This window comes from Bacillus sp. RC240 (assembly GCF_044907945.1).
In the GTDB taxonomy this organism is placed as follows: Bacteria; Bacillota; Bacilli; order Bacillales; family Bacillaceae_G; genus Bacillus_A; species Bacillus_A mycoides.
The window spans coordinates 1-2,290 of record NZ_JBIYCT010000029.1; the positions used below are offsets into that span (position 1 = coordinate 1).

At 52.2% G+C, this 2,290-nt stretch carries 1 rRNA gene; it reads right to left on the reverse strand.

The annotated features are described in order from the left end of the window. Positions 1 to 14 precede the first annotated feature (14 nt). Positions 15 to 2,290 (reverse strand): 23S ribosomal RNA (locus ABH955_RS29080); the annotation flags it as partial.

The window sequence follows — 2,290 nt, forward strand, 5'->3', positions numbered from 1 at the left end:
TTGCTTCATATTATATGGTTAAGTCCTCGATCTATTAGTATTCGTCAGCTCCACATGTCACCATGCTTCCACCTCGAACCTATCAACCTGATCATCTTTCAGGGATCTTACTAGCTTACGCTATGGGAAATCTCATCTTGAGGGGGGCTTCATGCTTAGATGCTTTCAGCACTTATCCCTTCCGCACATAGCTACCCAGCTATGCCCTTGGCAGAACAACTGGTACACCAGCGGTGCGTCCATCCCGGTCCTCTCGTACTAAGGACAGCTCCTCTCAAATTTCCTGCGCCCACGACGGATAGGGACCGAACTGTCTCACGACGTTCTGAACCCAGCTCGCGTACCGCTTTAATGGGCGAACAGCCCAACCCTTGGGACCGACTACAGCCCCAGGATGCGATGAGCCGACATCGAGGTGCCAAACCTCCCCGTCGATGTGGACTCTTGGGGGAGATAAGCCTGTTATCCCCGGGGTAGCTTTTATCCGTTGAGCGATGGCCCTTCCATGCGGAACCACCGGATCACTAAGCCCGACTTTCGTCCCTGCTCGACTTGTAGGTCTCGCAGTCAAGCTCCCTTATGCCTTTGCACTCTACGAATGATTTCCAACCATTCTGAGGGAACCTTTGGGCGCCTCCGTTACACTTTAGGAGGCGACCGCCCCAGTCAAACTGCCCACCTGACACTGTCTCCCGGGTCGATAAGACCCGTAGGTTAGAATTTCAATACAGTCAGGGCGGTATCCCACCAGCGCCTCCACCGAAGCTAGCGCTCCGGTTTCAATGGCTCCCGCCTATCCTGTACAAACTGTACCAAAATTCAATATCAGGCTACAGTAAAGCTCCACGGGGTCTTTCCGTCCTGTCGCGGGTAACCTGCATCTTCACAGGTACTATAATTTCACCGAGTCTCTGGTTGAGACAGTGCCCAAATCGTTACACCTTTCGTGCGGGTCGGAACTTACCCGACAAGGAATTTCGCTACCTTAGGACCGTTATAGTTACGGCCGCCGTTTACTGGGGCTTCAGTTCAGAGCTTCGCTTACGCTAACCCCTCTCCTTAACCTTCCAGCACCGGGCAGGTGTCAGCCCCTATACTTCGCCTTACGGCTTCGCAGAGACCTGTGTTTTTGCTAAACAGTCGCTTGGGCCTATTCACTGCGGCTTTCCGTTAAGAAAGCACCCCTTCTCCCGAAGTTACGGGGTCATTTTGCCGAGTTCCTTAACCAGAGTTCTCTCGCACACCTTAGGATTCTCTCCTCGCCTACCTGTGTCGGTTTGCGGTACAGGCACCTTTTATCTCGCTAGAAGCTTTTCTTGGCAGCGGGGAATCAAAGACTTCGCTCCATAAGGAGCTTCCCCATCACAGCTCAGCCTTCACGATAAGCGGATTTGCCTACTTATCAGCCTAACTGCTTGGACGTGCACAACCAATCGCACGCTTCTTCTATCCTTCTGCGTCCCTCCATTGCTCAAACGATAAAGAGGTGGTACAGGAATATCAACCTGTTGTCCATCGCCTACGCCTGTCGGCCTCGGCTTAGGTCCTGACTAACCCTGAGCGGACGAGCCTTCCTCAGGAAACCTTAGGCATTCGGTGGACGGGATTCTCACCCGTCTTTCGCTACTCATACCGGCATTCTCACTTCTAAGCGCTCCACCAGTCCTTCCGGTCTGACTTCACTGCACTTAGAACGCTCCCCTACCACTGATACCATTGGTATCAATTCGCAGCTTCGGTGGTGTATTTAGCCCCGGTACATTTTCGGCGCAGAGTCACTCGACTAGTGAGCTATTACGCACTCTTTAAATGGTGGCTGCTTCTGAGCCAACATCCTAGTTGTCTAAGCAACTCCACATCCTTTTCCACTTAATACACACTTTGGGACCTTAGCTGGCGATCTGGGCTGTTTCCCTCTTGACTACGGATCTTATCACTCGCAGTCTGACTCCTAAGGATAAGTCATTGGCATTCGGAGTTTGACTGAATTCGGTAATCCGATGAGGACCCCTAGTTCAATCAGTGCTCTACCTCCAAGACTCTTACACTTAAGGCTAGCCCTAAAGCTATTTCGGGGAGAACCAGCTATCTCCAGGTTCGATTGGAATTTCTCCGCTACCCACACCTCATCCCCGCACTTTTCAACGTGCGTGGGTTCGGGCCTCCATTCAGTGTTACCTGAACTTCACCCTGGACATGGGTAGATCACCTGGTTTCGGGTCTACGACCACGTACTAAACGCCCTATTCAGACTCGCTTTCGCTGCGGCTCCGCCTCTTCAGCTTAACCT